Origin of the sequence: Streptomyces fuscichromogenes (genome assembly GCF_014645815.1) — a bacterium.
GTDB classification, from domain to species: domain Bacteria; phylum Actinomycetota; class Actinomycetes; order Streptomycetales; family Streptomycetaceae; genus Streptomyces; species Streptomyces fuscichromogenes.
This window is the reverse complement of sequence record NZ_BMML01000053.1, coordinates 1-22,397: the sequence shown is the minus strand read 5'-3', so window position 1 is coordinate 22,397 and position 22,397 is coordinate 1. Positions and strand designations below refer to the sequence as shown.

Annotated in this window: 27 protein-coding genes; 2 read left to right on the top strand and 25 right to left on the bottom strand. The window is 69.4% G+C overall.

Annotation, left to right across the window (positions count from 1 at the left end; genetic code table 11):
* The 4 genes from IEZ11_RS48935 to IEZ11_RS51715 all read right to left on the bottom strand — a co-directional run.
* On the bottom strand, positions 1 to 1,637 hold a 1,637-nt coding region (locus IEZ11_RS48935), incomplete at its 3' end, for a P-loop domain-containing protein (RefSeq protein WP_505997546.1).
* A gap of 71 nt (positions 1,638 to 1,708) precedes the next feature.
* Positions 1,709 to 2,212, bottom strand: coding sequence for a chromosome partitioning protein (locus tag IEZ11_RS48930; RefSeq protein WP_189269597.1), 504 nt, complete (start codon positions 2,210 to 2,212; stop codon positions 1,709 to 1,711).
* A 308-nt stretch (positions 2,213 to 2,520) separates the two neighbouring features.
* Positions 2,521 to 2,970: a hypothetical protein gene (locus IEZ11_RS48925; RefSeq protein WP_189269596.1), complete on the bottom strand. Its 450-nt coding sequence runs from the start codon at positions 2,968 to 2,970 to the stop codon at positions 2,521 to 2,523.
* Positions 2,971 to 3,117: 147 nt separating this feature from the next.
* Positions 3,118 to 4,932, bottom strand: coding sequence for a DUF2637 domain-containing protein (locus IEZ11_RS51715; RefSeq protein ID WP_229713957.1), 1,815 nt, complete (start codon positions 4,930 to 4,932; stop codon positions 3,118 to 3,120).
* 383 nt (positions 4,933 to 5,315) lie between these two features.
* Between IEZ11_RS51715 and IEZ11_RS48915 the strand changes: the two genes are divergently transcribed.
* Positions 5,316 to 6,245, top strand: coding sequence for a ParA family protein (locus IEZ11_RS48915; protein WP_189269595.1), 930 nt, complete (start codon positions 5,316 to 5,318; stop codon positions 6,243 to 6,245).
* Positions 6,245 to 7,243, top strand: coding sequence for a hypothetical protein (locus IEZ11_RS48910; protein WP_189269594.1), 999 nt, complete (start codon positions 6,245 to 6,247; stop codon positions 7,241 to 7,243). The genes IEZ11_RS48915 and IEZ11_RS48910 overlap by 1 nt, the downstream gene beginning before the upstream one ends.
* A 67-nt stretch (positions 7,244 to 7,310) precedes the next feature.
* Here IEZ11_RS48910 and IEZ11_RS48905 read toward each other — a convergent pair whose 3' ends face one another.
* The 21 genes from IEZ11_RS48905 to IEZ11_RS48805 all read right to left on the bottom strand — a co-directional run.
* The gene (locus IEZ11_RS48905; protein ID WP_189269593.1) at positions 7,311 to 8,084 is read right to left on the bottom strand and encodes a hypothetical protein; all 774 of its coding nucleotides are present in this window, start codon (positions 8,082 to 8,084) and stop codon (positions 7,311 to 7,313) included.
* Entirely contained in the window at positions 8,081 to 9,019 is a 939-nt protein-coding gene (locus tag IEZ11_RS48900; protein WP_189269592.1) for a ParA family protein, read from the bottom strand. Before IEZ11_RS48900 ends, IEZ11_RS48905 begins: the two co-directional genes overlap by 4 nt.
* A gap of 429 nt (positions 9,020 to 9,448) precedes the next feature.
* Positions 9,449 to 10,252 (bottom strand): hypothetical protein, encoded by an 804-nt coding sequence (locus tag IEZ11_RS48895; RefSeq protein ID WP_229713956.1) that lies wholly within the window; start codon positions 10,250 to 10,252, stop codon positions 9,449 to 9,451.
* A 258-nt stretch (positions 10,253 to 10,510) separates the two neighbouring features.
* Complete coding sequence (locus IEZ11_RS52145) at positions 10,511 to 11,425, bottom strand: DUF1643 domain-containing protein (protein ID WP_189269591.1); 915 nt, start codon at positions 11,423 to 11,425, stop codon at positions 10,511 to 10,513.
* 430 nt (positions 11,426 to 11,855) lie between these two features.
* The gene (locus IEZ11_RS48885) at positions 11,856 to 12,089 is read right to left on the bottom strand and encodes a hypothetical protein (protein ID WP_189269590.1); all 234 of its coding nucleotides are present in this window, start codon (positions 12,087 to 12,089) and stop codon (positions 11,856 to 11,858) included.
* A gap of 19 nt (positions 12,090 to 12,108) precedes the next feature.
* A complete protein-coding gene (locus IEZ11_RS48880) occupies positions 12,109 to 13,044 on the bottom strand; it encodes a phage Gp37/Gp68 family protein (protein ID WP_189269589.1) in 936 nt (311 codons plus the stop codon).
* Positions 13,022 to 13,636, bottom strand: a complete 615-nt coding sequence (locus IEZ11_RS48875; protein WP_189269588.1) for a hypothetical protein — start codon at positions 13,634 to 13,636, stop codon at positions 13,022 to 13,024. The genes IEZ11_RS48880 and IEZ11_RS48875 overlap by 23 nt, the downstream gene beginning before the upstream one ends.
* On the bottom strand, positions 13,633 to 14,004 hold the full coding sequence (locus IEZ11_RS48870) for a DUF4326 domain-containing protein (protein WP_229713955.1): 372 nt from the start codon (positions 14,002 to 14,004) through the stop codon (positions 13,633 to 13,635). The genes IEZ11_RS48875 and IEZ11_RS48870 overlap by 4 nt, the downstream gene beginning before the upstream one ends.
* A 465-nt stretch (positions 14,005 to 14,469) precedes the next feature.
* Positions 14,470 to 14,853, bottom strand: coding sequence for a hypothetical protein (locus tag IEZ11_RS48865; RefSeq protein ID WP_189269586.1), 384 nt, complete (start codon positions 14,851 to 14,853; stop codon positions 14,470 to 14,472).
* 48 nt (positions 14,854 to 14,901) lie between these two features.
* Positions 14,902 to 15,270 (bottom strand): hypothetical protein, encoded by a 369-nt coding sequence (locus tag IEZ11_RS48860; protein ID WP_189269585.1) that lies wholly within the window; start codon positions 15,268 to 15,270, stop codon positions 14,902 to 14,904.
* Positions 15,246 to 15,800: an ASCH domain-containing protein gene (locus IEZ11_RS48855; protein ID WP_189269584.1), complete on the bottom strand. Its 555-nt coding sequence runs from the start codon at positions 15,798 to 15,800 to the stop codon at positions 15,246 to 15,248. Before IEZ11_RS48855 ends, IEZ11_RS48860 begins: the two co-directional genes overlap by 25 nt.
* The gene (locus IEZ11_RS48850; protein WP_189269583.1) at positions 15,788 to 16,432 is read right to left on the bottom strand and encodes a GGDEF domain-containing protein; all 645 of its coding nucleotides are present in this window, start codon (positions 16,430 to 16,432) and stop codon (positions 15,788 to 15,790) included. The genes IEZ11_RS48855 and IEZ11_RS48850 overlap by 13 nt, the downstream gene beginning before the upstream one ends.
* Complete coding sequence (locus tag IEZ11_RS48845; protein WP_189269582.1) at positions 16,429 to 16,665, bottom strand: hypothetical protein; 237 nt, start codon at positions 16,663 to 16,665, stop codon at positions 16,429 to 16,431. Before IEZ11_RS48845 ends, IEZ11_RS48850 begins: the two co-directional genes overlap by 4 nt.
* Before the next feature lie 171 nt (positions 16,666 to 16,836).
* Positions 16,837 to 17,286, bottom strand: a complete 450-nt coding sequence (gene kilB, locus IEZ11_RS48840; protein WP_189269581.1) for a plasmid transfer protein KilB — start codon at positions 17,284 to 17,286, stop codon at positions 16,837 to 16,839.
* Positions 17,287 to 17,298: 12 nt separating this feature from the next.
* Positions 17,299 to 18,165, bottom strand: coding sequence for an AAA family ATPase (locus IEZ11_RS48835; protein ID WP_189269580.1), 867 nt, complete (start codon positions 18,163 to 18,165; stop codon positions 17,299 to 17,301).
* Between the two features lie 126 nt (positions 18,166 to 18,291).
* Entirely contained in the window at positions 18,292 to 18,918 is a 627-nt protein-coding gene (locus tag IEZ11_RS48830) for a hypothetical protein (protein ID WP_189269579.1), read from the bottom strand.
* Positions 18,915 to 19,421, bottom strand: a complete 507-nt coding sequence (locus IEZ11_RS48825) for a hypothetical protein (protein WP_189269578.1) — start codon at positions 19,419 to 19,421, stop codon at positions 18,915 to 18,917. Before IEZ11_RS48825 ends, IEZ11_RS48830 begins: the two co-directional genes overlap by 4 nt.
* A 200-nt stretch (positions 19,422 to 19,621) precedes the next feature.
* The gene (locus tag IEZ11_RS48820; protein ID WP_189269577.1) at positions 19,622 to 20,257 is read right to left on the bottom strand and encodes a hypothetical protein; all 636 of its coding nucleotides are present in this window, start codon (positions 20,255 to 20,257) and stop codon (positions 19,622 to 19,624) included.
* Positions 20,258 to 20,353: 96 nt separating this feature from the next.
* Positions 20,354 to 20,986: a hypothetical protein gene (locus IEZ11_RS48815; protein ID WP_189269576.1), complete on the bottom strand. Its 633-nt coding sequence runs from the start codon at positions 20,984 to 20,986 to the stop codon at positions 20,354 to 20,356.
* 64 nt (positions 20,987 to 21,050) lie between these two features.
* Positions 21,051 to 21,257: a hypothetical protein gene (locus IEZ11_RS48810; RefSeq protein WP_189269575.1), complete on the bottom strand. Its 207-nt coding sequence runs from the start codon at positions 21,255 to 21,257 to the stop codon at positions 21,051 to 21,053.
* Between the two features lie 186 nt (positions 21,258 to 21,443).
* On the bottom strand, positions 21,444 to 22,397 hold a 954-nt coding region (locus IEZ11_RS48805), incomplete at its 5' end, for an FtsK/SpoIIIE domain-containing protein (protein ID WP_189269574.1).

The window sequence follows — 22,397 nt, the reverse complement described above, 5'->3', positions numbered from 1 at the left end:
CGGGCGATCTGCTCGGCCCGTTCATGGTCACCGGCCTTGGCCAGCGCCACGGCCACCTCGGTCAGTGCAAACACTTGCTGGTGTTCTTCGGTGACGGTCCAGGCGATCTGCTCGGCGGCGTCGGCCACCACGACCGCTCGTTCATGGTCACCGGCCTCGGCCAGCGCCATGGCCACCTCGCTCAGCGCCCTCGCCCTGCTGCGCGAGTCGGTGAAGGCTCGGGCCAGTGCTTCGGCTCGGTTGGGGTAGCCGAGGGTGGCCCAGACGGCGGGGAGTTCGGCAGGGATGCTGGCGTTGCGGGATTCGATCTGGCCGCGGTGGTGGGACAGCCTGGCCAGCGTGTACAGGTCTGGTTGTGTGCTGTTCAGGAGCAGGTCCTGGCAGGTTTTGATCTCGGTGAGGGCGGCGGTGTCGCCGCCGGAGAGGTCGAGCATCCGGGTGTGGCGTGTCGGGTCGATGACCAGAGCGGGCAGGCGGTGGATGTCGCCGTCGGTGGCGAGCATGCTGGGGTAGCCCGTCAGAAGGTATTCGGGGGTGTGCGGCGGCCACGGAGGTCGGCCATCGGCGGGGGCGCGGTACCCCTCGGCCCAGTCGTGCAGCCGGTCCCGGTAGCGGTCCAGTCTGTCGGAGCCGAGGTAGTGGCAGGCGGCGTTGTGGAGTTGGTCGTGGCCGAGGAGGTAGACCTCTGGTCCGTTACTCGGTGTCAGGGTAGGGAGTCGGCGGGTGAAGGTGCGCCCGGCCGTGGTGTGCAGGATCTCCTCGACGGCCACCAGGTCCGTGCTGGTCAGCTCCCGCAGGTCGGGGCCGGACAGACCGCCGCGGGCGGCGGTCAGCAGGCCCAGCAGGTCCTGCTCGACGGGGCTTCCAGCCAGCAGACGTTCGAGTTCGGACTCGCCCAGTCGCTGCAAATCGCGGGCGTGGGGGGAATCGCCGAGGAGGCGGATGATGCCCGGGTCGCGCAGCGGATGCCAGTCGGCCACGTCATCGGGGATCGGCGGGTTGGACCGGCCGGCGACGATGACCCGCATCCCGGCCGGTGGTCGGCCGGGCAACAGCCCGGCGATGCTGTGCGCCCTGGGCCCAGTGGTCACACCGCGGTCTTCGTCTAGCCCGTCCACGACCAGCACCAGACGGCCCCCCGCATGCTGACATGCGGCCGCGGCCTGAGCGAGTAGATCTAGCAGGACCGACTCCCGGTTCGCTTCGTCGCTCACGGTCGGCAAGCCCTGGCCGAGCAGGGCACACAGTTGCTCCGTCAGTGCGGTGGTGAACGCCTCGCGCGTGTCCTGCGAGGCCAGGCTGGCGGTGATGAAGAACGACACCAGCCACACTCGGCCGGCAGCCAGCGGAGCGGGCGGGTCGAGCAGGAAGGTGGACATCAACGCGGACTTGCCTGCCCACGGACCGGCCCGCCACCACACGTACGGACCACGCTGCTCCTCCAGGCAGAAGCTGGCCAGCTCGGCCAGCTCGGCTCCCCGTTCCAGCAACCTGGGCGGGGCGATCTGCTCCACCTGCCGCCAGTACGTCGAGTGCACCGGCCGCGCCACAGACGGCGCCCGGTACTGATGGACCACGACGTTGCCGGCGACGTACCCAAAGCTGGTGCCGTCGTCCGCACGGACGTGCCTAGGCAACGGGCCGAGGCACCCATGCGACGACGGCGGCGCCACGGTTCCGGCCGCTCCACCGAGTGCACCGGGTGCGGTCAGGGGCGTGACCGGCCCGGCTCGGAAGGGTCCGGCCGCTGCCCGCCTGCAGCACCGCGGTCCACATGCACGTCTCCGGCCACCTGCCCGAACGCGATTCCGTCACCGGTGGCCTCGGCGTGCGCGTCTCCGGTGAACACCGCCGACCCGGCACCGGCCACCACGGAGACACCGCCAGCCTGCTCAGCGGCCTGCACCTGGGCCACCAGCTCAGTGACCGCCCGGCCGAAAGCGTCGTCTTTGCGGGCTGCGGCGGTGATGGCCAACTCCACCTGCTGACGGGTCAGCTCGCTGACCTGCCCCTCACCGGTGGCGGCCTCCTCCGTGAGATCCTCCAGGACGGGATGAGCGCCGAGCCTGGCCGCGACCACCGTGTGCAGCTTGTCCAGCCCTGCATCAACGGACGCATCGACCTCGGCATCCAGACGACCGCCCACCCGGCGAGCCTTGCGCACCGCCCACGCGATCACGTATCCGGCCACCACCCCGGCCTCGATCACCATGCAGATACCCCCGCTTCCCGCGCAGCGATCCCCCACCGCACGACTCGCCCAGCGTGCACGACCGGCCCTGTCCACACAGGCGCTGGGCCATCCGCGCCAAGGGACGCATTTCGCCGCCTGGCATTCGCACGATCCCCGCATGTCGGGGCCGCGCACGGCACCCATACCCGGCAGCGCCGCACGAGAAGCTACCCAGTCACGCTGTACGAGAAAGCGGACATCTCCAATCTGCCCTCATCCCCAGATGGATCGCGCTTCGACGCGCCGTCCCGCAATCCCTCCCACCCACGCATGGGCTTGGCCGTAGCTCACGCGCCACGTCGGCGGGAGGCGATGTCGCGCGCTGCGTACGCGAGAAGTTCGTTGACGGCCGTTTCGTTGGAGACGGGCGGGCGGTCACGCCACTCAGACAGTGTGTCGCGGACGGTCTGCGCAACGACGTGCGCGTGCTGCACCAAGTCGTCGTCGAGCGCCAGCAGCTCACCGGTCGTGGTGCGGCCTGTCACGACGATGGGGCCAGCCAGCGGGTAGAGGGGCGTCCCCCGCCAGGCGCTTGCCAAGGCCCAGGCGGCCAGGTTCTGCGGAAGCCCCTCCCGTCGGCCGGAGCCGTGAATGTGCATCACGGCGCGCTGATGGTAGGTCGCCTGATCGACGGCGTCAGGGGATCCGACGAGCTCACGGATCACCGAATGCGCACCGGTCGGCGGGAGGGCGAGGTCGGTGACGTTGGTGTCCGGGTCAATGCGCAGGGCTCTCATGGCTCCTCCTCCGACGGGGGTGATAGCTGCGCACTGACCGCGGGCGCGACTGCGCAACGATCTCCGCGGCTGCGCATTGTGCTACTGATCAGGGGCTTTGCCGATTGCGCAGGATGCTGTGGTCCCTATTGCGCACCCGGAGATGACTCAGGACTGCGTCTCGGCGTGGTGGCGGGCCAGGGCCTGCCAGCGTCGTTCGAAGTCCTCGGACTCCTCAGTGACGTAGTCGGCGGTGATGGGTCTGTTGTATTGCGCGGTGATCCCTCGGACTGCGCATTCCTGCGCAACCGCCGACTGCGCAGGAGTATCGGCGCCAGCTCGCAGCTCGGACCAGACGTTGTAGACACGCCAGCGCACGAAGTGCCGGCGCAGGTTCGCGGGAGAGATCGGCTTGTTGCCTCGGCCGAGGAGCCCCTTGTCAGCGCAGAAGGCGGACAGCTGCTCGTCGGTCGGCTCGCTCCCGTCCCGGTCCTGGTATTCCATCCACGCGAGGTAGTACCGATCGGGAGCAGTCAGTTCCCCTCCCCCGGCCGTTGGCTGCTGCGGCCCGTCGATGGGTGCGACCACCCGGGGGCCGCGCTGTTCCTTGGCAGCCTGAGCCGGAAATCCAGCGGATGCGGTCTGCTGGGGGGCTGCGTCCAGGGCAGACTGGTCGACCTCTGGCTGGACCGGATCCGTGCTGCCCTCGGCGGGGAGTTCCGGTTGACGGACTGCACGATCCTCGAAGCTCTCTACGTAGCTCGCCACGTCTTCGCCGGTGATCGGCCGGCCGCCATCCCCGGTGATGAAGTCCCGCTCGTACACGTATGCCGCGAGGGCGTCAGCATGGGGCGCGAAGCCCCGCTCCTGCTGGAAGCTGAGCCAGGCGCTGTAGAAGTAGTCGTCCCAGGACTGGTCCACGTCGGCGGGAGAAGGTTGCTCGGCTACGGCCGCCGCGTAGCGCTGCCGGAGGATCTGTAGCAAGGGCTGGAGTTGGGCCTCGGAGAGCGGTTCGCCAGCCCCGGTGGAGATGCCGTACTGATCCCGAAGCCAGAATGCCCACTGCTCGGTGGTCGGTTCGGCCTGGAACTGGTCGACGAAAGCTTGGTAGGCCTCGGCGAAGCGCTCGGTGGCTTCCTCGGTCGGCTCCTGCGATTCCCGTGCGGGCTCGATCGCGGTGACCGAGAACGGGGCCTCCAGTGGCCGCGGCTCCGCCCCCAACTCAGCTCGGGACGATTGGTAGTCCGCAGCCGCTTCATCCGGAGTGTCTGCCTGCACCGAAGCTGGAACGCGCTCGGCGGAGAACAGGATCGGTGGCTCGTCGATGCCCGCGGCGGCGAGACCAGCACGTGCGGTCTCCGCGAGCGGAACGCCGTACTTCGCCAGTCTCAGCGGCATCAGCGACTCGACAGGGGCTTTGCGCCGCCAGGCGCGGCCGAAGCGGGAACGGAGGCTGGCCTGGTAGACCAGGCGTTCCTGCTCCAGCTTGATGACCTGGTCGTAGGAGCGCAGCTCCCACAGCTTCATCCGTCGCCACAGGAGGAAGGTCGGCACCGGGGAGAGCAGCCAGCGGGTGAGCCGGACCCCCTCCATGTGCTTGTCCGCCGTGATGTCGGCGATCCGGCCGATCGCGTGCCGGGCCGCCTCGACGGCGACCACGAACAGGATCGGGATGACCGCGTGCATGCCCACGCCCAGCGGGTCCGGCCAGGCCGTCGCGCCGTTGAAGGCGATCGTCGCGATGGTCAGCAGCCAGGCCGTCTGCCGCAGCAGCGGGAAAGGGATGCGGATCCAGGTGAGGAGGAGGTCCAGGGCGAGGAGGACGCAGATACCCGCGTCGATGCCGATCGGGAAGACATAGGCGAAGTTCCCGAAGCCCTTCTCGATGGCCAGTTCGCGGACGGCCTCGTACGAGCCGGCGAAACCGATCCCGGCGATGATCATCGCTCCTGTCACGACCACGCCGATGAGAGTCCGATGCATCCGAGTCAGCTTCAGTGGCGCCGCCACGTCGTGCTGCCCTCCTCCATAACGCCCTGTATGAACGGGCATCACACTCTCACGCGTGCCACTGCGAAGCAGCAGTTCGGCAGAGCACACCGCCCGATCGTCAACGAATAGTGATCATCTGGCCGTTTCATGCCTGGAGGCTGTGGCCCACGTCACGGTATTGATCTTGTTTTGGATCCGGGAGGCCAACGCACCCACGAAGGTGTGATGTTGGCCCGGCGTGGTGACGAAGTGAACTCCCCAATTGGGGAGTCGAGCCGACAGCCCAGAGGTTCCAAGGGATCGGGTGTGCCAGGATGCCGATTGCTGCACCTCACCCGGGCGTGCGGCGAGTACGTACAAGGAGGCCGCTTCCGGTGCTGACTGATGCGGTGGAACCCGTAGTGCCGCACGAGAATGCTGTCGCTATCGGGACAGGTAAGGGCGGGGTCGGCAAATCGACCATCGCCGCCCACAAGGCCGCCTGGCACGCCGCCCGCGGCAGGCGGACCCTCCTCGTCTGCGTGACCAGCCAGGACGACGACGACCTCGGGATCGAGCGATTCGGCAGGGGAATCCGGCCCGAGGGCCACGCCGTACTGAACGGCGAAGGCCTTCTGCGGGCGGTCCGGGACCGCACTCCCCTGCTTCCGGTCCGGGAGGTGCGCCCCAATCTCGACGTCGTCCCGGGCGGAGAAGCCGTCGGAGAACTCCTGACCTTGCTGACCGCGAGGATGCCACTCGAAGGCGTCCACGTGGTCGCGTCCCTCGCCCGGGCCCTGGCGCCGATCACGCCGTGGTATGACGACATCGTCATCGACAGCGCCCCGGAACAAGACGCGCTGGAGCAGATCGCCCTTGCGGCCGCCCGCTGGCTGTTCGTACCCACCCGCTCCGACGACACGTCGATCCGCGGCATGCAGCGCATCGCCCGCAACTACAAGCTGGTTCGCACCCAGGTGAACCCTCACCTGCAGGTGGCCGGGGCCTGCCTGTATGGGTCCAACCCGACCGCCACCCAGCTGCACGACGAGGTCCGTACGGATGTCCTCGGGGTGCTCGGGCCGAACACCCCGATGCTCTCGACGGTAGTCGGGTATCGCGAGATGCCCGCCGTCAACGCCCGCAAGAAGGGCTTGACGTTCGGCGAGTACGCGGCGCTGTTGCCGACCAGCGCCAAGAGCTACGACGTGGCCGCGGGGCGAGCTCAGCGCGCCGACGTCGTACCGGAGTCCATCCTGCCGCTGGCGAAGGAGATGGACGAACTCAACCTGGAAATCGACGCACACTGCAGGAAGGCCGCTTGATGCCCGGCGCCTTTGACGACGACCCCCACGACGACGCGCTACGCCCTAAGGGCCTGTTGGGCAGTGGACTGCCCGCAGCGCTCCAGGAAGCCAACGTCGTGGTGAGAGCCCCCGTCGGCACGACCCTCGACTCCATCCCGGCCCCACGTCCCCCCGCCGGCGAGGGAGACCTCACCGCGGAGGAGGAACAGGCACTCCGGGCCTGCGTCGCCGGGATGGACAACCTCCACAAGGCGTTCTGGATCGCTGGCAAGAGCCTCGAAACCATGTCGGCCGGCAACCTGCACCGCAACTCCGGGCACCCCAACTTCGCGGAGTACGTCTGGGTGAAGTGGGAGATCTCCGAGTCCCAGGTGTACCGGCTGATGGACGAGTGGCGCATCGGTGAAGCGCTCTCGCAGCTGGGATGGAGCCCACGCGAGTCTCACATCCGGCAGCTGGTGGATATCAAGAACTCCACCGGCACCAAGGCGGCGGTCGCCGTCTACGACGCCGTGGCCCGAACCGGAAAGCGAGTGACCGCCAATCTGCTGGCAGAAGTGACTCGCCAGCTTCCTCCTCTCTCCAGCGAGGCGAGTTCCGGCGAGATCGGCGACCTGGTGCGGGGCGTCATGGCCCCCCGCCCAACGTCGGCAGCGCCCACGGCAGATGCGGAGCTGACAGGTGAGGGCTCAGGAGAGCAGGGCGTCCAGAGGTCTTCGAACAGTGCAGACGGCACCGTGCACACCATCACGTCGGTGGGTGGCGACGGGAACTCCCCAAATGGGGAGTCGAGCCGACAGCCCAGTAGCGCCAACGGCTCTACCTCCGTGTCAGACGACCTGAGCCGGTTGAACGACACCCTGGCGCTCGTGCGCGAGGCGGCCCGTACCATCACCAAGCCCGCTGTGCGGCGGGCCCTGGAGCAGAATCCGCAGACCGTCCAGGCTGTCCTGGACGAGATCAACACGAACCTCAACAAGGTCGGCCGGGCGATCGCCGTGCAGCGTCCGTCGTAGCCTCGGACGAGCGTGCGCCGATGGGCGGCACCGGGTGAACCGGTGCCGCCCATCGGCGTCTCCGGCTTCAGCGCATGGCCCGTCGTACGGCCGGCAGAGATGGAAGGAATGCGTCGAGCACGGCGTCAAGGAGGTCCGAGCGGTTGTTGAAGGAGTACGCCTCGGCGTAGGCGTCGTACACGGCGAGTTCCTGCAGGGAGGGACGGAACGACTGCTGGACGCCGTGCTTGACCCCGCCGCGGTCGACCCGGCGAGCCGGTACCTCACCGAACAGGCCGTCGGGGTCGTGGTCCTCTTCACTGATGGGCTGCTGCCGGTGCCGTACGGCTTCTCGCAGCTGCGGCCACAAGTCGTTCCGGTTGGCGTGAAGGAACGCCCGTTTGACGACCACGGCGTTGGTGGGCTCCAGGCCGGTCTCGACCTTTTGCGCTGTTTGGTACTTGCCGAACCGGTCGCGTACCTGCGCCTGCACCATGATCGTGCACTGTGTGGGGAGACGGCTCGCATCCGCGCCCGTGTGCGCGATCTCGATGCGTGCCACCGGTACCGCATCAGGTGTGACGACTACGGGGCGGGCCGCACGCGGGGCAGGTGCGGCCTGAACAGACGCCGCCGATGCCGATACGGATGCCGCCTCTGCTCCCCCGGCCTCGCGAGGACCCATGGCTTCCTCCTCGGCGGACGGTGACGAGCGTGCGCTTGGCCCGAACGCTGCGAGCGCCATGTCGCTGTCGATGCCGAACGCGGCCAGCGCAGCGTCCTCGGGGAGGCCTCCCCGAAGCGGTGGTGTTCCGCCTGGCCTCTCATCCCGGCCAACTGCTCTGACCGTCTCCTTCGTCATGCTCGCACCTTTCGGTTGGCGTCTGCCTGATCAAGCGCGGCCTTGGCCTGCAAGACCTCCAGCGTCAGCGACCGGTAGTCGCCGGCCAGCGCAGTCATGGAGCGTCGGAGCGCGGGCTCCAGGTCCGGGTGCGTTGCGAGTTCCTGCGGGACCTGGCCGTGAGTGCGGCACGCGACGGCAGCCGCCTCGACATGACGGATGGTCTGCTCCATGACCCCGGCCGCCCCGTCGAGGTCCTTGGTGAGTTGGCCTCGGATCTTCTGCTGCACCTTGGTGGCCGCGGAGGCGGTCGCGAACACCACGACACCGAGGAGCCGCAGCATGGGGTTGAGCTGCATGGCGAGGGCGAACCGACGGGCCACGGTGCGCAGCCCCTTGCGTGACGAGGGGTCGGACCTTGTAGGGACCAGGGCCATGTCGCCGGCGACGAGCGCCTGCAGCTGCAGGGGTTCCGAGCCGGGAGCGACGTCCAGGATGACGACGTCGTACGAGTGGCGGACGGCCTCGATCGCGGCCGCGTACATGCCCATCCAGGCGAGCCGATCTTCGGGATCGTCGCTTGCGGCGGCTACACGCCGCTGGCAGTACAGCTCCTCGATGACGTCCTGAAGCGCGCTTCCGCCGGGCACCACGAACAGGTTCGGACGCGCCTCGCCGGTCGGGGTAAGCGGCTTGCCTTCAAGGAGCGCGGCGGCCTGGGCCTTTCCGTCGTCGGCGAGTTCGGTGCCGGTGGTCCCGAGGTCCTCGCAGTGGTTGCCCTGTTCGTCTATCTCGATGAGCAGCACCAGCAGGCCAGTCTTGGCGAGGGCTGCAGCCAGAGCTGCCGACAGGCTGCTCTTTCCGACTCCGCCCTTGCCGTTGATGATGACGATGACCTTGCGGCCGTGGACGCCCTCACGCATGAGTTGCAGGCGCTGGCGGAGCACGGCCTTCACGCGGCTGAGGTCGACGATGCTGAGTCTCACCGCACGCAGAGGCACGGACATCACCTCCCATCACTTTGGGGACATCATGTGATGAGCGACGTTATGGTCGGAGATGAGGCTAATCAGAACGACACACAGGGACACTCCGGCCCACGGGATCAGCTTCATCTGTTCGGCCCCACACCGTGGCATCCGAGAAGCCCTTGCCGTGGACACGAGAGCCAGCGGGACGACTAGCACGCCGACTAGCACCGCACCTAGGGCAACTGCTGGGACGCTAGGGATCACCATGCACGCGGTGACCGATCTCCCGGCCAAGACGATTACGTCGACTCCCCAATTGGGGAGTCGCCCCTGTACGCCTTGTCCCGCGAGGGGAGTGGCGTCTGGGCGACTGACTCGGACTAGAGAAGAGTGTCCGGACAAACGGCCCTCAACTCATCCCGCAGTGACCTCGGCCGCCATCGCATAGGCGAGCAGGGCCTCCGGAGTGGAAGCCGCCGCCTTTCCGGTCTCGCGTTGCTTCCTCCTCAGCTCGCGGACCACGGCCTCCATATAGGTCTGGAGGCTGACCAGTTGCGTGGGGGTCTGGCAGCTGGGAAGCACAGCGGCGACCTGGTCGAGCCAGTAGGACACGTCCTCGTCGTCGTCCAGACCGGCCCGGTGATCGAGTAGGCGCTGTGCCACTGGCGCGAGCGCTGCGTGGCGCCGCGCCGCTTCTGCCTCGGCGCGCCGTTGAACGGCGGCCCGGGCAGCAGCCTGTCGCTTTGCATCCCGGACAGCTTCCGGAGTGCGCCGGACCGGCGGATCCCCCTGTGAGGCCTCGGTGAGCACGGCGGCTTGGAGACGCTTCGCCTTGTTGTACGCCGCGCTGGGGGCGTTCACCGCGAGCGCCGGAACGAGGTCTGCCCACTCAATTCCGTCAGCTCGCGCCTGCTCGATCGCCTTCGCTTGGTGCAGGTCAGCTTGCTCGCGAAGGTACTCCCACAGCATCACGCGCTTGATCGCCGCCTTGCGCCGTGCCTCCTCGCTCTTCAGCGCTCCAGCGTTTGCCTCCAAGTGGAGCAGGGCCCCGAAGAGCTCCTCGTCCGCCGGCATCAGGCCAACGCTCTCGTCCTCGGCGTCTTCGTGCAGCTGGCGCAACTCGCCGATGATCGCCTTGGTGTCCAGCTTTCCGATCCTGACGGGCGACTTGAGTAGCGGTTTCGTAGGAGCAACCGGCTTCCGGGGGGAGCGTGCCATGGCGACGAGTGTGCCGCCTCCGGGCGATTCACATTCTGTGAATCGCAGGATCCGCCAGCTACGGGCACCGCACAAGGTCTTGACTCCCCAATTGGGGAGTCGAGCGTATAAGCCCGATTTCATGGGACGGACGGCTCAGATGGCTCCTCATCCGACGCAGATTCTCAGGATGAGCCGGCCGCCGGGAAAGCGTCTGCCCCCGAAAACACGAAAGGCCCTGCACCTGGGAACGTGTCCGGGGTGCAGGGCCTTCAGGACCTACTCGGCAGGGGCGTGGTGCAGCACGTCGTACGCGATGCAGGCCTTCCTCCAGATCCGCTCGGCTTCCTCGTAGCCTTCCTGCGCTTCCAGGCGTGCCCAGAGATCAGGGAAGTTGCGTCCGGTGCCGTCTCCGCCGGGCTCGGTGTCCATGAGGTCGGCGAGCTGGTCGGGATCCCGGGGCACGAACGGCTCGGTGTAGTCGAGGTCGGGGAGGTACGGGTGCACGGTCACGGTGGTACCGGGAACGTGCTGGGTGCTGCTCAGTTGCTGGCGCAGGCTGGTGGCGATGGACGCCGCTCGGTGGAGGTATTCGTGGGGGCCGTAGCGGAGGTCGGGCAGGCCGGGCCGGGCAAGGACGACGGCGTACCGCGCATCTTCGGCCTCCTGGCGCCGAGTGGGCCGGGCTTGCCAGGGTTGCGGGGTGAGGCCGGCGTGGAGGCGGAGGGGGTGATGGGGGTGGCCGGCCTGGGTGAGGGCGAGCGCGTTCAGTCGGTGCATGCCAGGAACGGCAAGTGCCTCGTCGACGCGTCCGGGGAGGGCGTGCGTTCCCCACCCGGCTACGAGCGGGCCGTTGGTGTGCTCGGCGACCGCGGCCGCGGCTCGGAGGTAGGCGTCGTTGTCCGGCCCGACAGGGTCGTCCGCGGCTGCGAGGTCGCGGGGGTTGGTGGCCCGCCACGCGTACAGGTTCACGATGAGGAGGCTGCCGCAGCCCCAGGCCCGGGCGTAGGAGATGCAGCGTCCGCTGGTGTTGTCGTCCTTGGTGGCGTCGGCTGTGGAGGGGTTCAAGAGGATGAAGACGGCGTTCTTGCCAGCCGCCCATTCGCGCACGAGTAGATAGCGGTAGCGGCCGCAGGCGGACAGGACCGCGGATCGCCGGACCGCATGGGGGTTGCCGGGTAAGGGCTGCGTCATCGGTGTTCCGTTTCGTCGGGGCGATCTGGATTTTGAGCTGGTCGGTGTCGGGCACGGCAGTACCGCACGAGGGCGTGGAACGGGCTTCACACGGTGAGACAGGCGGTTTGCCTCAACGCACGTCGGAGTCCGGGCTGCTCGCGGTCCGGTTGCCGGTCACCTCCGGGGGGGCGTTCGGGCGGCTCTCCGGTGTGCAACCGCGGCCTGCTCTCACTGACCGCTGCTGAAACTCAGGGTGCGGACGCCTCTGTGACCGGGCCGTGCTCGGCCACGAGGACTCGCCATCGGATCCAGTGCGTGTTGGTGCATGTCCAGCGGGTGGGACCGCGAGTCCAGAGCTGGCCGTGCCGGTCGCGTACAGCGTGCACACCGGTCGGTGCCCGGAAGGAACCCGGCCCGTCGGGGCGCCAGGTCTGCGGGGCTGGTGTTTTCAAAGGACGATGTCCATGCACCGCTCAGTGGCCGCGGGCGCCAGCGTCGGCCGGGTGGTGTCGCCGGCAGCGGAAGCTCCCATGGCGAGCAGTCGGTCGACTGTCGGCTCGTCAACGCAGAGGGCGGAGGCGATCTCGGGACGGGGCCAGTCTCGGGCGGCGTACTCGTGGGCCATGGTTGCCCAGGCGGCGGGGCGGTCGGCGGGTTCGATGTAGTCGGTGCTGTCGAGCATGGTGGCCTCCCTGGGGGCGTCAGGCTCCGGAAGCAGGCGGCCGCGTGGGGCCGAGGGGCGGAACGCCGTCGTGCAGACGGCCATCGAGGAGGCGGCCGGATGCCTTCTTGCCGAGACGGACCATCTCAACGCGATGGCCGAGTTCGTCGATCGGGTCGCCCACCAGCTTGCTGCCCGCCACGGGGCGACTGCGGATGACGCGGGCTCCGCTGGGGCCCCACGTCCCCCACTGCTTGAAGAAGTAGGGGACGCCCGCGTCCTGGCACTGGTCACGCAGCCTGCGGGCACACGCGGGATCCATCGGGCGGGCTTTCGGCCCTGATTCACCGCCGGTGATGACCCAGTCGATGCGCGATGCCCGGCGCTGGTGATCTCCGAAGCCCTGCGTTCCATCGAGTGCGCCCAGGCGAGGGCAGGTGAGGTACGGGGCCAGGTCGACGCTGCCGATGAGCGGTTCGCAGGAGAGGAACCGGATCCGTGCGGCGATCTGCAGGAGGACGGGGATTCGCTGGTCGGCGCGCTGCTGGTCTTCGACCGACGTGCCGAGCCAGACGTGGTCGGGCCACGCGTCCGTCCAGGGCGCCATGGCGGACACGTTCTCGGGCCGCTTGGTCAGCAGTTGCCAGCGGAGCCACGGCGTCTGCTCGATGAGGTCCCAGAGCCGGGCTCGGGCGTTGGCGACGTGGGGGTGGTCCTCGAAGACGTCGGCCATGGACGCGCAGAACACCCTGCGAGGTATGCCGGTCTGCTGTGCTTCACGGTTCCACTTCAGGGGTGTGCGCCAGTAGGTGTCGGAGAGCATGCGGCGCTCGCCGCCGAGATGGAACACGTCCTGCCCCCAGCGGCGGGCGTTGTCGGCCGCGTAGCAGTTCCGGCAGCCGGCCGAGATGCGTGAGCATCCCCACCAGGGGTTGAAGGTGTGGTCCGTCCATTCAATGGTGCTGTTTTCGCCCACGGGGTTCTTCTCCTGGGTGGTTGGGGGCGGGTGCGTGTTCGAGGTAGGAGGCGTACGCGGTCTCAGCGAAGTGCCACGCGGCGGGGGTGTGCCGTTGCGGCTGCCATGGCGCGGGGGTGACGAGCGTCTCCAGTTCGCCGTCGCCGTGATCGAGGAGGACGCCGATTCCCCAGTAGTCGGCCTCGGTGAGCAGGTAGTCGCGGCGGGGCGGTGCGGGCGTCACGATGGCGCGCGAGCAGACGGGGGCGTAGGTGCTTGCCTTGCCGATGCGTTCGCGGGTGCAGGTACCGAAGACGGTGGCGAGGGTGACGCGGCAGGGCCGGATGGCGTGCCGGGTGACGAGGCCGAGGTTGAGGTCCAGGACGCCGGCGGGGGCACGGCGTACGTCGTCCTGTTGGCGCTTGGTCAGGTTGTCGACGGGGACGGGAACGCCGGGTGGGAGCTCCATCAGGGTGTCGAGGAGAGACCAGTGCGCTCGGATGTGGCGGAGGCCCGTTTGTTGGCGGCGTGTGTGTTCGGCGGGGTCGATGTTCAGGTGCAGTGTCGCGGCGGGCCAGCCGCGCTTGGGCAGCACCTTCACGATGCTGTTCACGGGCTGCTCTTGTCCGGGTGTGCGGCGAGGTCGATGAGTACGGTCGCGTGGCAGTTGTCCGGTTGACCGCTCCCGGGTATCGGGCAGGTGCAGGCGAGGTCGCGGCCTCGGAGTCGGTCCAGGCCGGTGAGGATGCGGTGCCGGTCGAACGTCCTGCGGCCGACGGCGTAGGTGTGGGGGCCCTCTCCGTCCAGCCACCTCCGGTATCGGGTGCTGGCCTCCTTTCGGGCGGCGTCGGGGGTGTCCAGGCTCCTGGTGGTGCCGTCCGGCGCGGTGAGGATGTTGCCCTCGACGCGCCAGGGGTTGCCGTAGCGGCTGCTGCGGTCGACGATCATCGCGGTTCCGGCGCGCCAAGCCTTGGTCCGCATACGGCGGATGCGTTTCGGTGTCGCGTCTGTTGTCCGGTGGGTGGGCATGACGTTCCGTTCTGGCGGTTTGCCTGGTTCCCGGGGCGGGGCGGGTTCTGCTGTGCGGGTGCGGGGAGTTGAGGCATCCGGGGTGGCCGGGCGCTGAGGTCGACGGCCACCCCGGGCCGATTCGGGTTGAGGGCGATCAAGGTGATGGGGCTGCTTGGACCTCGCTGATGGGGCTGTACGCGGTCGCGGCGAGAAGGGTGGCCAGGGTGTGGGGCTCGTCGGAGGTCTCCAGGGTCTACAGCCGGATCGGGGTCCCGTCGACGGTCGTGTCGATGTACGTCATCCGCCACCAGAGCCACAGGGGAAGACCCGGCTGTCGTGGTGCGGTGGTGCCGTAGCTGCTCGCACCGGTCTGGGAAGGTGGCGTGTTCGGGGCCTGCGCCCAGGCCTTCAGGTCGTTCTTGGTCGCGACGCGGATCAGTGCGGTGACTTCCTGCGTCCGGTGCCGTGGGGGAGGTTGGCCTGGCGCTGCAGGACGCGGGGCAGGGAGGTTAGCGACTTGCGGTGCCGGGCGAGCGTGCGGGCCTGGTCGCGGGCGTCGGCGAGGTTGCACTCGTCGCACGGTTCGGTGCTGGCGGCCTGGTGGCAGTTGTGGCCTTCGACCGTGCCGTGCGGGGCGGTGATGTCGTGCTGCGCTGCCAGCTGGTAGAGGTCTGTGGGCTCGATGCCGGTCCGGGCGGTGATGGTGCGCTCGGTGTAGCCGTCGCGGAGCAGGATCAGAGCGACGGCCTGTGAGGCGTTCGGAGATGGCTTCGGGTGGGGTAAGGCGTAGGTCGCCATGGTGAGGTGGTCTTCTTTCAACGGGGATCAGGTTGTGTGGACTGTCGGTGAGCCGATTCGGCGTGGAGATCAGTGCGCCTCCGTGCGGACGAGGTGCAGGGCCGGCCGTGGGGCGCCGGGATCGCGCTGGGTGGCGGGTTCGACGACGGCGGTGTGGACCACGAGACGCAGGTCGCTGGTGTAGGTGTCGGGCAGCGCGAGGTAACCGCTGACCGTCAAGGGAGCCCCGGAGTGGAGTTCGGCGAGGTCGGCTGCGGCCTCCGGGTCGGCGAGCGCGCAGGGCAGGACCGCCTCGCGGACTTCGTGTTCGGACCCCTCGGGCGCGCAGTTGTGGTCCTCAGGGGTGTAGGTGAGCCGGAAGTACGCCTGGCTGTTGATGAGTACGGCGGGGTCGGCAAGCGTCCCGCTCAACGTCATCGGGTGGGTGCGCACGGACATGCTGCGTTCTCCTTGGCCGGTGCCGGGGTCGTGGAGTCGGCCCCATAGGCGACGGCGCCGCCGGTGCACGCGCCGGGTTCCTTGCGGAGGTGCGCGGCGAGGCAGGCGGCGCCCGGCGGGAGTGCTGCTGCGACGCGTTGGCGCAAGGCGTCGTCGGGCACCCAGATGCGTTGACGGCCCGTTACCTGGGTCACGGGGGTAGGCAGCTGGACGGCTCCGGAGAGTTCCAAGTGCCAGGTACTGTCCTGGTCAGCCCACGGGCTGCACTCGCCGGCGCAGTCGGTGTGTGCCCCTGCGATGCGGGCGATGGCCACGACGGCTGACCTGGGCAGCGTCAGGTCCTGGGGCACATACCGCAGGGCCGCGCGGTCGGTGGCTTTCCCCGCGTGGACGAGGATCAGCCCGCGGTAGTTCCCCGGGGACCAGCCCCGGTTCTCGATGTCCTTGCCGAGTGCGGCCACGGCGGAGGCGTAGGGCTGCCAGAGCGTCAAGGCGCGTACGGAGTAGGGCTCGCAGATCATCGGCGCCATGCCGAGGCCTCCGCTTCGCCCGCCGCGCAGGTGACGCGTTGCGTGCTTGCTGTGCGATCTGCGGTGCGGCGGTGAGCTCGGCGACCGTGCCGTCCACGCGACTTCTTGATCGCGTACATGGCTGCGTCTGCGGCTGCGAGCAGGGTTGAGGCGGACGGCTGTTCCACGTCGGCGATGGGCGTGGAGCCGATGGAGGCGGTGACCGTCAACGGTCCTCCCGGCCAGGGCACCGGCTGCGCGAGCTCGTGCGCCAGGCCGTCGACGAAGCCCGGCAGATCCTCGACGCTGATCGCGGCGACGAACTCGTCGCCACCGAGACGTGCGCAGACGCTGTGCGGTCCGCCGTTCTGGGCGATGTAGTCGTACAGCCGGGCACCCTCAGCGGTGAGAACGGCGTCTCCTGCCGGGTGGCCGAAGCCGTCATTGACGGGCTTGAACCCGAGGTCGAGGAGGAGTACGTGGGTGATACGGCCCTGGCGGATCAGCCGGTCGGTCCGGTCCATCCACGGGCGGCGCGTCCACAGGCCGCTGAGCGGGTCGCGTCGCTCGGCGCGCAGCTTGCGGCAGAGCAGGCTGGCGTGGATGCTCCAGCCGAGAGCCGGCAGTGAGGCGGCAATCAGGATCTCGTTCATGGCTGCCCCTCCTCACCCTCGTTTGCGGGCCGTACGACGACGTACAGGTCATCAGTGACGGACTGGTGGACGTGGGCGCCGTTGCCGCGGTCCGAAGCTTCGGCATCGGCCTTCGCCAGGGCCCGGGGCTGGGCCGTCGTGATCGTGTAGAGGCGCACGCCCGGGCGGCCGGCCCAGATCGGGCGGTCATGGGCCACGGGCGTGGTTGCGGGGTCCGGTACGGCTGTGTTCATCTTCAAGTGCCTCCGGTTCGGCAGTTGATGGGGCGCGCCCGGTGGTTGGTAGGCCGAGGGCGCGCCCCTCGCGCATGAGCGGAGCAGGAAGCCGTCGCCGGCTGACAGGGCCGAGGTGCATCGGCTCGCGCCAGGCCGCGCCGCGGTTTTACGGCGTAAAGACGGCGCGGTTCAGAGGGCGGCCGCCGCGGCCAGGAGGGCGGCGTCGGCGGTGAGGCCGCGCTGCCGGCGTGCTTCGAGGTCGGCCCGTGTGAGCGCCGACAGGTCCTCGCCGGGCGGTTTCACGGCGTAGGTCGCGGCGACCGCGGCTTCGGCCAGGTTCAGCAGGCCTGGGTTCCGGGTCAGGACCCGCAGTTCGTACAGGGCGAGCGTGATGTCGCTGCGGGAGGCGTTGCTGGTGTCGTTGGCGGCCCGTACCTCGGCCGGGTCCGGGTTCTGCTTCTGGGCGATCTCCCAGCGGTCGTAGAGGTGGCCGCGGTGGACGGAGAGCCGGTGGGCGAACCTGGCTGCGGTGGTGCGGAGTTGGCCCTTGCGGCTGGTGTGCGCCTGGATGACGAGGCCACCGAACGCGGCGGCCAGGGTGCCGATCACGGCGACGAGGCTTGCGAGTACGGCTTCCATACGGGGGTCCGGTCAGCCGACGGCGATGCCGGGGCCGTAGCAGTCGTCGCACCAGGGCTCGTCGGGGGCGTGGCCGCGGTGGACGGCTACCAGGTCTGCCGCGCCCGTGATCTTCACCCATAGCGGGCCCGGGCAGCCTCCGATGCACGCTCCGTCGAAGAGGGCTTGCCAGTGGTGCTCGTGTGGGTCGCCGTCGTCGATCCAGCGCACGGTGATCTCGCGGTCGGCGACGGCGAAGACACCGGTCGCGAACCCGGAGTCCATCCGGCTGTTCCAGGCCAAGACGTCCGCCAGGTCGCCGCCGAAGGTCTGCCGGACGTCGGCAAGCGGGTCGGGCACCGCGGCGGCCGATCGGCGCAGCAGCAGGCCGAGCAGGTCGAGTTCGTCTGCGTAGTAGGCGGCTTGGAAGCCTCCGCCGAGCAACTGGCCGGTGGTCGGCACGCCGGCATGCTGGCGGGTGACGGCCTCAGGGGGCACGCGCTTGAGGGGCGTGCGCATTTTCTGCCGGGCCAGGCACTCTCCCTCCGGAGTCCGGACGACAATCGCTACGGCGGGCATCTGCCAGTGCCGGGCGCGCTGGAGCAGGTAGCCGCGTACGTCGCGCTCGCTGTTCGTGGAGTCGACGAGGGTTGGCAGGTGGCGGCTGAGGCGGGCGTCCAGCAGTTCGCGGAACACCGTGACCGCGGTCAGGGTTGCCGTCTGGTCCCCGGGGCTGCCGGTGGCCTGCTGGCGGAAGGCGTCGAGTTCGAGGCTCCAGTCGGGCGGGAACGCCCGGGCGATGCGGCTCTTGCCGCTGCCGGCCGCGCCGACCAGGGCGGCCAGGAACGGGCCGTCGGGCAGCGGGAGCGGGGCGAGCGGGGACTCGCTCGGTGATGGCACGCAGTCCTCCCAGTGGGTGCGTCGAAGCGGATATGCGGGGTCTCCGCTGTCCAGGGAGCCGTCCAGGTCTGGCCGGTCCACGGCACCGGTCCGATCCGGGCGGGATCGGACCGGCACGGAGGCCCGTCAGCGGCGTGGAACGTCGTCTCGGGTCGCAGCGGGCCCGCGCAGCAGGTCGACGCGGGCGGCGGTGGACGCGGTCTGGCTGGCCAGGCGGACCAGGTGCCGTGCGTCGGCAGCCACGGGCTTGCGGTAGATGAGCCGTGCCGTGAAGTCGCGGGACCGCCTGGTCAGTTCACCGGCCTGCGCGGCGAGCCGCTCAAGCTGCTGCTCGGCGCCGTCGTGATCGACGTGGTCCCTGCCGTCCTCGCGTGGCGGATACGGCTCAAGCTGGTCGAGCAGGCCCTGCAACAGTTGCGTCATAGCGTGTCCCGCGTCGGTCAGGTCACCGCACGACAGCCAGTGTTCGAGGTCGCGGTGGCCCGCCGGGGCGGCCGTGTAGACGGCGGTGGGGGTCACCCAGTCCCAGTCCACCCAGGCCTGGAGGATGATGCGGTTGGCCGTCGGCTCGGGGGCAGCGCAGATGGCGCGGCCCCCGTGGCTACGCAGCAGTGCGCTGCTGCTGTCCGCGGCGAGGTCCGGTACCCAGGCTTCGCCGAACCGCAGGCGCAGCAGGGACGCGAGGCGTTCGACGGGATCGGGATCGAGGCCGAGGTCGAGGCCTTCGGCGTTCCTGTGGGATCCGGCGGTCATCGGGTGGTCGCCTTCGTTGTGGCGATGAGGGCGGCGAGGGTCTCCCAGCCGTGGTGCCACGAGCTGTCGAGGTGGAAGGCGCCGTTCATGCCGAAGTCGGCCAGTTGGTAGAAGTCGGTCTTGCCCCTCTTGGCGGCGAGCTTCTCCAGGATGCCGTGGCCCGGCACCCGGCGGTCGGCGGCGTAGTGCGTGCCGAAGGACAGGGCGAGGGCGGCCGCTGCAGCGCCGGGGTGGACCCGGATGCCCAGGGCGCGGGCACCGAGGCCGACGACGATCGCCTGGGTGGCCGTGTAGGTGAGGCAGTGGTGCAGGCACGCCTGACGGCCGTCGGCGGTGCCGTGGATGGTCTTCTCGTGGGTGGCCGGGTCCACGGAGGTGACCGGGTGGTCGTCGGAGGCGGCCTTCACGCGGGCGCAGAATTCCGTCTGCACCCAGAAGTCACCGATGGCGCTGGCGGCGCGGGTCAGTCCGAGCAGGGCGGCGAATGTGCCGGGACGGTGCATGCTGGTATCTCTCCTGATCTCGAAGGGATGGGCTGGCCTCCGCCCGTGTTGCAGCAGCTCGGCAGGCGGTTGATCAGCGGATGACCGACGGGGCCGGTCGGGAGGAGGGGCAGTCAGGGGGCGCGGTAGATGCGCGCCAGCCGCTAGGGCACGGCCGTCGGCAGGTGCCATGCGAGTTCTCTGAGGGGCGGGCCGGTACGTCACCGGGTGCGGTGTGCCGCCGCGCAGCGGACGCACAGAAAGCGGCACATCTCGCTGAAGGGGTCAGTCGTCGCCGTCCCGATCTCGGTGACGTTTCCGCAGTTTTGGCAGACCGGGCCCAGGAGGCGACGCAGATCGTCAAGGTGGCCGGCGAACTCGGCGCGCTCGTCGGGGAGCATGCCGGAGACGATCCGCTTCGCCTCGTCCTGGTCGCCGATGAGGATCGCGTACAGGGCCACGGTCTGGTGGAGCGCGGCAACCGCGGTCGGCTCGTCGGTCGGGGAGCTGTCCTTCGTCCGCTGAGAGCCCGGGATGTCGTCCGCGCCCGAGCCGGATTCGGGGGGCTCGGGCGGGGTCGGCGTCTCGTACGGGGCGGTGATCTTGTCGAGAGCAGCGCGGATACGGGCAGCGTGGCCCAGTACGAAGGAGCGTTGCTGCTCCGTGGTGGTGCCGTTGATGTGCGCGGCGGTCTCGTCATCGGGCGAGCCAGCTGTCTCCGCGAGGTCCTCCATGCGGAGCGCCGCCACGACCAGCTCGTTGATCGCGGGCGGCTGCGCCCGGCGAGTGCTCGTGTCCCTGGTCTCGGCAGTCTCGAATGTCTCCGGGCGGCTGTGGGTGATGTGCACGGTCGTCATGGGGCGCAGGCCCTCCAAGTCGGTCGGTGCCCGCCTGCCGGGCCTCTGCACTGCCCCGGTCCGCGAGGGGCCGGGGCGGCACAGAGGTCCGGCAGGTCAGACGACGAGGGGTTCCTCCGACTCGTCCTTGAGGTACTGCTGTGTGAGCTCCAGCAGCTGAGCCATCGTCTTGAGGGGGATCGGCTCCCCGCCGGTCACGGGAGCCACGAAGTCGTAGACGGGCGTGCCGTCGTCGGTCGTGTACCTCACGTAGGCGCTGTCGATGATGGGGAAGAGGGCAGTGTTGTCCTCGAAGCCCACCCACCGCTTCGGGTTGTTCAGCAGGGTCCGGGCGTGGTCGATCCGCCAGGACTGGCCGGCGGCCTCGTGTGCGACGTCGGCCCGGGCGGCCTCGGCGAGGCGTTCGGCGAGTTCCTGGGGGGTGGGGTTGTTGGGCAGGGCCTCGCTCATGTCCTCCGCGCTGTACGTCGAGGTGGCCGCCGGGGGCGTTGTGCGGGTGAGGGCGCGGAGCGACGACAGGAACGAGTCGACGAGCTCCATGACGCCGAAGGCGAGCGCGAGGCCGAGGACACCGGCGAGCGCGCCGCTCCACACGGCGGGCAGGCCCGGAATGTTGGTGCCCGCCCAGCCGCCGAGGCCGGCGGCGGTGAGTCCGATGACGGCGTCGAGGCCTTCCACGGCAGCAGCGCCGAAGCGGGCGGCCTTCCTGGGACGTTCGGTCTGGGACATAAGGGTGTGCTCCTTCTTGGAGTCGGGGTTGATCGGAAATTCAGAGCGGCCGCCCGATCTGCGATCAGGCGGCACAGGCAGGTGGTCTGAGATCGAGCTGGTCTCCGTCGCCCATGGCCGTGGTGTTGTCCGTGTCCGGCGAAGGCGTCGGCTGTGCCCGGGAGGCGGGCGCGGTGACGGAGGTGGGGTTCGGGTCCATGTGGACACCGCACTCGGTGGCCCCGACCAGGCGGGCGACCATGAGCCCCGACCACCGGTCACGATCAGGCAACGCGTGCCTGTGCTGCCGTGGTCGGGGTCATGGTCGGGCCGACCATGACGGACCTGGGTGCCGAAGTGCTCGGTGCCGTGCTGCGGTCGAGCCCTGTATCGCCTCGGGGAAAGGGCGGCGGGTCAGTTCGCTGGTGAGTGGCTCCCGGCGTCGACGCAGGCGCGGGGTGCCGGCGCCGGGAGCGGCTCACTGCAGCCGTTCACCGTCAGTCGCGGTAGGAACTCGCTCCTGGCGGCTGTCGGTGTCCGCGCCTTCTCCATGCGCACTGCCAGGTAAGGGACGGAGCGATGCCAGCACCCCGTCCAGCTCGTCCGGCCTCACGAGGACGTCGCGCGCCTTGGAGCCGTTGCTGGGCCCGACGATGTTGCGGGACTCCATGAGGTCCATCAGCCGCCCGGCTTTGGCGAAGCCGACGCGCAGCTTGCGCTGGAGCATGGACGCCGAACCGAACTGGGTGGAGACGACGAGTTCGGCCGCCTCGCGCAGCAGGTTGAGGTCGTGGCCGATGTCCTCGTCGATCTCCTTCCTTTGCTTGGTGTCCACGGTGACGTCGTCCCGGAAGACGGGTGTCATCTGGTCCTTGCAGTGCTGGACGACAGCTGCGATCTCTTCCTCGGTGACAAAGGCGCCCTGCAGGCGGGTCGGCCTGCTCAGGCCCATCGCCAGGAGGAGGCCGTCGCCCTTGCCGATGAGTTTCTCGGCGCCGGGCTGGTCGAGGATGACGCGGCTGTCGGTGAGCGAGGAGGTGGCGAAGGCGAGCCGCGAGGGCACGTTCGCCTTGATGAGGCCGGTGACGACGTCGACGGACGGCCGCTGGGTGGCGAGCACCAGGTGGATGCCGGCCGCGCGCGCGAGCTGCGTGATGCGCACGATCGAGTCCTCGACGTCCCGTGGGGCGACCATCATCAGGTCGGCGAGCTCGTCGACGATCACCAGGAGGTACGGGTACGGCTGGAGCTTCCGCTCGCTGCCCTTGGGGGCTTTGACCTTGCCTTCGCGGACGGCTCGGTTGAAGTCGTCGATGTGCCGGAACCCGAAGGCGGCCAGGTCGTCGTAGCGCAGGTCCATCTCGCGGACGACCCACTGGAGCGCCTCGGCGGCCCGCTTCGGGTTGGTGATGATCGGCGTGATCAGGTGCGG

What these genes read in the sequence shown, in the direction of transcription:
- IEZ11_RS48830 (WP_189269579.1), bottom strand. Translation starts at nt 18,918, where the DNA reads ATGACCGCCGGATCCCACAGGAACGCCGAAGGCCTCGACCTCGGCCTC.
- IEZ11_RS48850 (WP_189269583.1), bottom strand. Translation starts at nt 16,432, where the DNA reads ATGAACGAGATCCTGATTGCCGCCTCACTGCCGGCTCTCGGCTGGAGC.
- IEZ11_RS48825 (WP_189269578.1), bottom strand. Translation starts at nt 19,421, where the DNA reads ATGCACCGTCCCGGCACATTCGCCGCCCTGCTCGGACTGACCCGCGCC.
- IEZ11_RS48930 (WP_189269597.1), bottom strand. Translation starts at nt 2,212, where the DNA reads ATGGTGATCGAGGCCGGGGTGGTGGCCGGATACGTGATCGCGTGGGCG.
- IEZ11_RS52145 (WP_189269591.1), bottom strand. Translation starts at nt 11,425, where the DNA reads ATGACGCAGCCCTTACCCGGCAACCCCCATGCGGTCCGGCGATCCGCG.
- IEZ11_RS51715 (WP_229713957.1), bottom strand. Translation starts at nt 4,932, where the DNA reads ATGCATCGGACTCTCATCGGCGTGGTCGTGACAGGAGCGATGATCATC.
- IEZ11_RS48905 (WP_189269593.1), bottom strand. Translation starts at nt 8,084, where the DNA reads ATGACGAAGGAGACGGTCAGAGCAGTTGGCCGGGATGAGAGGCCAGGC.
- IEZ11_RS48845 (WP_189269582.1), bottom strand. Translation starts at nt 16,665, where the DNA reads ATGAACACAGCCGTACCGGACCCCGCAACCACGCCCGTGGCCCATGAC.
- IEZ11_RS48855 (WP_189269584.1), bottom strand. Translation starts at nt 15,800, where the DNA reads ATGGCGCCGATGATCTGCGAGCCCTACTCCGTACGCGCCTTGACGCTC.
- kilB (WP_189269581.1), bottom strand. Translation starts at nt 17,286, where the DNA reads ATGGAAGCCGTACTCGCAAGCCTCGTCGCCGTGATCGGCACCCTGGCC.
- IEZ11_RS48820 (WP_189269577.1), bottom strand. Translation starts at nt 20,257, where the DNA reads ATGACGACCGTGCACATCACCCACAGCCGCCCGGAGACATTCGAGACT.
- IEZ11_RS48860 (WP_189269585.1), bottom strand. Translation starts at nt 15,270, where the DNA reads ATGTCCGTGCGCACCCACCCGATGACGTTGAGCGGGACGCTTGCCGAC.
- IEZ11_RS48910 (WP_189269594.1), top strand. Translation starts at nt 6,245, where the DNA reads ATGCCCGGCGCCTTTGACGACGACCCCCACGACGACGCGCTACGCCCT.
- IEZ11_RS48895 (WP_229713956.1), bottom strand. Translation starts at nt 10,252, where the DNA reads ATGGCACGCTCCCCCCGGAAGCCGGTTGCTCCTACGAAACCGCTACTC.
- IEZ11_RS48815 (WP_189269576.1), bottom strand. Translation starts at nt 20,986, where the DNA reads ATGTCCCAGACCGAACGTCCCAGGAAGGCCGCCCGCTTCGGCGCTGCT.
- IEZ11_RS48885 (WP_189269590.1), bottom strand. Translation starts at nt 12,089, where the DNA reads ATGCTCGACAGCACCGACTACATCGAACCCGCCGACCGCCCCGCCGCC.
- IEZ11_RS48925 (WP_189269596.1), bottom strand. Translation starts at nt 2,970, where the DNA reads ATGAGAGCCCTGCGCATTGACCCGGACACCAACGTCACCGACCTCGCC.
- IEZ11_RS48870 (WP_229713955.1), bottom strand. Translation starts at nt 14,004, where the DNA reads ATGCGGACCAAGGCTTGGCGCGCCGGAACCGCGATGATCGTCGACCGC.